We start from the raw sequence: 4,893 nt of genomic DNA on the forward strand, positions 1-4,893 counted from the left end.
TGCGATCGCTAGGCAGATCGCGCCTGCGGGAGGGCTTAACCCCGCCTCCCGCGCTGGTCACAGGCTTCCGCCGTAAGCAATTTACCAGCAAAGATTTTTTGAGTTCGGCCGTGTCAAAAAGCTTTACTTGGTTCGTGCTGTCGTGAGACCACAAAAAGAACCAGCAAAGACTGGCCTCTCGGGAGATGCCGACGATGAACCCTCAGAAGTATGCAGCCGAGTTGATTGGTACCTTCTGGCTCACCTTCGGGGGCTGTGGCTCGGCGGTGCTGGCTGCGGCCTTTCCTGAGGTGGGCATCGGCCTTCTGGGCGTGTCGCTAGCCTTTGGCTTGACGGTGCTTACCATGGCCTATGCCATTGGCCATGTCTCCGGCTGCCACCTCAACCCGGCCGTGACGGTGGGCCTCGCGGCCGGTGGACGCTTCCCGCCCTCGCAAATCCTGCCCTACATCGTGGCGCAAGTCCTGGGCGCGATCTTGGGCGCGCTGGTGCTTTACATTATCGCCAACGGCGCTCCCGGCTTCGATGCGGCAGCCTCAGGCTTCGCGTCCAATGGCTATGGCGAGCACAGTCCTGGCGGCTACTCGCTGGGCTCGGCCTTCGTGACCGAGGTCGTGCTGACGGCCGGGTTCCTGTTCATTATCATGGGGGCCACCCATGGACGGGCGCCGGTGGGCTTCGCCCCCATCGCCATTGGGCTGGGGCTCACGCTTATCCACCTTATCTCCATTCCTGTGACCAACACCTCGGTGAATCCAGCGCGGTCCACAGGACCCGCGCTCTTCCAAGGCGGCTGGGCCATCGGCCAGCTTTGGCTCTTCTGGGTGGCGCCGCTGATTGGGGGCGCGCTGGGTGGTGTGCTCTATCGCTGGGTGAGCCCGCAGCCCGAGGAGCCGGTGATGGGTGGGGTCCGCAGCCCAGGTTGACGCGCTCGAGCCCCTTCTGGCCTTTGCAAAGCAGGACCCTGCTGACACGCCTTATGCAGCGGCCTCGGTGGAGAGGCCGCCGAAGCCAGCAGGCAAAACCTGAGCATCTCTGTTGGCACGAACTGCCGGATGTTCACACACCACTATGCGCCCTCCGCCCACAACCTTACCGCGAGTATCTGCCCCCCTTCCGCCGCTTCCCATAACACCCGTTATCGGGGGGAGGACGCCCGGAGGTTGAGCCGGGGGGCGCTCAGGACCGGCGCCAAGGCCACCAGCGGCGGGGCGGAGAGGAGGGGTCGATCTGCACTTGGGAAGCATCGCGGCGGGCCAGCTCCTGGGCCTGCGCCTTCCAGTCGTCGCGGTCGCGCTCCAAGTCCGCGATCCGCTGATCCTTGCCCTTCAGCTCCGCCTCCAGCACGGCGATGCGGATCAGGTTTTCCTCGGGAAGTGGCACCTGCTGACTGTCAACGGTGACAGCCTTGACAGTGGCAATGTCAGAGCGGTCTGACAGCCATTTTGACAGGTCCGCAGGGTCGATCTGCCAGCGGTTCCGGTTGTCCCGTCTGGCAACTAGATGCCTATCTTTTATGGCGTTCATGATGGTGCCGCGCGAAACCTCGGCGCGGCTTGCCGCCTGTTGAGGTGTCAACATTGGCAGTGACATGTCAGTGACAATATTAGTCAGATTGTCACTTCTCGCTGTCAGACTTGCCACCTTCGATCACGTCCAGCCGATAACGCTCGACGGCCTGCGCGTGGGTGTTGACGTTGCCCCGGAAGGCGCCCTCCGGCGTGACGGTAATGATCTTGGTTCGGCCGCGCTTTACCCGGCGGATGGCGCCAACCTGTTCTAGCAGGTCCAAGGCACGGGCCATCTGCGCCTTATCGGTGCGGGTGATCTCGCAAAGGTCAGCGGCGGTCTTGCTGCACTCATAGGACTGCCAGGACAGGTGACGGCAGATCGACCAAAGGATCATGCCGGCCTCTTTGGCCTTGGTGGGCGTTGGCGCCGCTTCAAACAGGCGTTCGGTTACGGCGTCCTGATACTGGAAAGCGATGCTCACGTTGCCTCCGAAGAAGTCGAACTCGATCTGGTTGCTGGCGGACAGCTCTTTCAAGGTCGTGGCGGCTTGGCGGGCCTTCAGGGCCCGCTCCGGGCTGCTTTCCTGAAGGGCCTGCTGATCGGCCAGCAGGGCGGCTTGGTCGTAGGCGCCACGGCGGCGCAGGGCGCGGTCGGTCAGGTCGGTTGGCGGGTTCGGGTTGGGGCGCTGACGGGGCAGCGCAGCGCCGACCAGCACGGCGATCGACTGCACCGGGGCGCCATTACGGCGCTGCGCTGCCTGGGTGGCCTTGGCAAGCTCGATGTCCTCCTGCGACACGCCCGACCGGCGCAGCTCATGGATGGTCGCTCTGGGCATCTCGCGCTCCAATAGTTGTCACAGTGACAACTAAAGTTGTTGTAGTGACAACTGTCAATCGGCTTCGCAGCCAGCGTGGCAAGGCCGAAACCGGCAAAACGCTCCAGCGTATCCATGTATCCTAAGAACATAAGAGGCGCGGTCCCTCTCCCCATTTGCCCTGCCGGTCCAAGTGGCACGGCCGCAGGCTGGGGAACAGGAAGGATCGGGGTGGGACCGGGGTCTGATAACAGGGACCGGCGCGCCCTGTCCGGGTGGCGTGTAAACATTCGACAGTTCCTGCCACTTCTACCCCTCTCCTTTTTCTGACCGGCCTTCACGTCCCCTCGCTCTGGCAAGCTTCCTTGAGGTGCAGGACGCTTTGACACCTTCCGTTGTCAGCCCCTAACTTGATAACTATAGTTTGCAGATGATCGAACTGATCCGAAGCGCCACCTTCGACCGCTGGCTGTCCGGCCTGCGCGACCGTCGTGCCGTTGCCCGCATTGTCGCGCGCCTGGACCGGCTGGCGATGGGGCATCCCGGCGATGCCGAGCCGATCGGCCAAGGCCTCTCCGAGCTTCGGATCAACTACGGGCCGGGCTACCGTGTGTATTACCTCCAGCGCGGTCCCGTTCTCGTCATCCTGCTCTGCGGCGGCGACAAGTCCTCGCAGAGCAGGGACATCCAGCAGGCCAAGGCACTGGCCGCAGAATGGAAGGATTGAGCGATGTCTGAGGAAACCTTCGCCCGCTACGACACGGCCGACTACCTCCAGACCGAGGCGGACATTGCCGCCTATCTCGAAGCCGTCATGGAGGAAGGTGGCGACGATCCGGCCTATCTCGCCCGCGCCCTCGGGACCGTGGCCCGCGCCCGGAACATGAGCGCCCTGGCCCGTGAGGTCGGCATGAGCCGGGTGGGGCTCAGCAAGGCGCTGTCCGGCGAGGGCAACCCCACGCTGTCCACCGTGATGAAGGTCGCAAAGGCGCTCGGGCTGAAGGTCTCGATCCAGCCTGCGGCCTGACGCAGCTTGGTCCTGTCAGGAGCTGGTTCCTGCCCTTCTCCAGAGGGCTCTCCGGGGTCGTGTAAACATTCCGCATTTCCTGCCAGTGTTCACCCTTCCAATCGGCCCCTTGGTTCCGGCTCGGCTCTCCTGCGCCTCAGGGCGCTTGCCCGGCCGCCCCTTGGTTCCTCGCAGGACGCCCCTGAGAGCCACGGAGAGGGCCGCTGAGTGGCATTGCCCGAGTTTTGGGTAAGGGGCCTAAAAAGGGGCAGGAGAGCGGCGCTGAGCCATCCTGCCCGTCAGGAGGTCCGTCTGGTCGGGTTCTTTTGCCGCGCGCGGCCGGGTCGCCTACATTGGGTCACAGGAGGCGCCCCGCCATGGTTCTGCAAACCCCTTCCCAGGCCCTGCGACACGGGCGCAGCCTGATCCGCGAACTTGCGGCCCGGCATCACACCGCCAATCCCCGTGTGTTCGGCTCCGTTGTGACTGGGCAGGATCGTGAAGGAAGCGATCTGGACGTGCTGGTCGAGCCGCTGCCCGAAACCACGCTCTTCGACCTGGGCGGCCTGCAGGACGCGCTGGAGGAGGCCCTTGGGGTGCGCGTCGATGTGAAGACCCCGATGGATCTTCCTCCCCACATCCGGGCTGACGTGCTGCGGCAGGCGGTCCCGGTTTGAGAGCGCCGGACCGGTTGGCCGAATAGCGAGACAGGAAGGCCGGAGGGAGGAAGCAGGGCGCAATCCCGCTTTCTGGTTTTGCCCGAAAAGCATCATAAGTATGAGGAAGTATGATTCTCGTAAGGAGCGACCCTATGCCCGCCGTTGAGCGAATGACCATCACCATGCCGACCGAACTGGCCGAGACGCTGCGCCAGACCGTGGCGGGCGGCGAGTATGCCTCGACCAGCGAGGTCGTGCGCGAGGCCCTGCGCGACTGGACGCGCCGCCGCGATGCAGAGCGCCAGGACCTCGAAGCCTTGCGCGCGGCGATCAGGGCCGGCCTGGACAGCGGCCCCAGCCTTCCGGCCGACCAGGTGTTTGCCGAGCTGCGGGCCCGCTACGCCGCCAAGTCCTGACATGGCGCGCCTAGTCATTCTGCCTGCGGCCCGGATGGATCTCATCGAGATCGGGGACTTCATCGCGCTGGACAACCCGGAGCGGGCCGCATCCTTCGTGGCTGAGATCGAGTCCCGGATGATCGAGGTTGCAGAGCGGCCCGGCAGCTTCCCCGTGCGGGACGAGCTGCACAAAGGCCTGCGGTCCGCCCGGCATGGCCGGTATCTGATCTTCTTTGTCGAGGCCGGGGACGAGGTTCGGATCGTGCGGGTGCTGCACGGCGCGCGGGACCTGCCCTCTCTTCTGGGGTGAAGGTTTTGGTCCTCTGAGGGGCGCGAACCCGACGAACGACAAAGAGAAGTGCGCACTTATGCAAACCTGCGGTTTGCGTGCGGTCCTGTAGACAAAGCGGGCCGCGCCCTTTTGGCGGCATGAGGTCAGCCCTGCACCCCGGCAGAGGCCCTGCAACCGCCGGGAGAGAGGCCGTCGAGCGGCATCCTAGCCGC

8 protein-coding genes are annotated in these 4,893 nt (G+C 64.6%); 6 read left to right on the top strand and 2 right to left on the bottom strand.

Annotation, left to right across the window (positions count from 1 at the left end; all coding sequences use genetic code 11):
- Positions 1-194: 194 nt before the first annotated feature.
- Positions 195-926: an aquaporin Z gene (gene aqpZ, locus JGR78_RS17855; protein WP_182806213.1), complete on the top strand. Its 732-nt coding sequence runs from the start codon at positions 195-197 to the stop codon at positions 924-926.
- A 253-nt stretch (positions 927-1,179) separates the two neighbouring features.
- Here aqpZ and JGR78_RS17860 read toward each other — a convergent pair whose 3' ends face one another.
- Entirely contained in the window at positions 1,180-1,644 is a 465-nt protein-coding gene (locus tag JGR78_RS17860; RefSeq protein WP_200559601.1) for a helix-turn-helix domain-containing protein, read from the bottom strand.
- Complete coding sequence (locus JGR78_RS17865; protein ID WP_182806201.1) at positions 1,619-2,347, bottom strand: MarR family transcriptional regulator; 729 nt, start codon at positions 2,345-2,347, stop codon at positions 1,619-1,621. The genes JGR78_RS17860 and JGR78_RS17865 overlap by 26 nt, the downstream gene beginning before the upstream one ends.
- Before the next feature lie 409 nt (positions 2,348-2,756).
- On the opposite strand from JGR78_RS17865, the gene JGR78_RS17870 reads away from it, so the two are divergent.
- The 5 genes from JGR78_RS17870 (at position 2,757) to JGR78_RS17890 (ending at position 4,699) form a co-directional block, all read left to right on the top strand.
- A complete protein-coding gene (locus tag JGR78_RS17870) occupies positions 2,757-3,053 on the top strand; it encodes a type II toxin-antitoxin system RelE/ParE family toxin (RefSeq protein WP_182806204.1) in 297 nt (98 codons plus the stop codon).
- 3 nt (positions 3,054-3,056) lie between these two features.
- Positions 3,057-3,353, top strand: coding sequence for an addiction module antidote protein (locus JGR78_RS17875; RefSeq protein ID WP_182806207.1), 297 nt, complete (start codon positions 3,057-3,059; stop codon positions 3,351-3,353).
- A gap of 356 nt (positions 3,354-3,709) precedes the next feature.
- A complete protein-coding gene (locus tag JGR78_RS17880) occupies positions 3,710-4,009 on the top strand; it encodes a nucleotidyltransferase family protein (protein WP_182793833.1) in 300 nt (99 codons plus the stop codon).
- Between the two features lie 134 nt (positions 4,010-4,143).
- Positions 4,144-4,407: a type II toxin-antitoxin system ParD family antitoxin gene (locus JGR78_RS17885; protein ID WP_182806209.1), complete on the top strand. Its 264-nt coding sequence runs from the start codon at positions 4,144-4,146 to the stop codon at positions 4,405-4,407.
- Between the two features lies 1 nt (position 4,408).
- Positions 4,409-4,699 carry a type II toxin-antitoxin system RelE/ParE family toxin gene (locus JGR78_RS17890; RefSeq protein WP_182806211.1) on the top strand — a complete coding sequence of 97 codons (291 nt, stop codon included), beginning with the start codon at positions 4,409-4,411 and terminating at the stop codon, positions 4,697-4,699.
- The last annotated feature ends 194 nt before the right edge of the window (positions 4,700-4,893 follow it).

Source organism: Paracoccus sp. MC1862 (assembly GCF_016617715.1).
Lineage (GTDB): Bacteria > Pseudomonadota > Alphaproteobacteria > Rhodobacterales > Rhodobacteraceae > Paracoccus.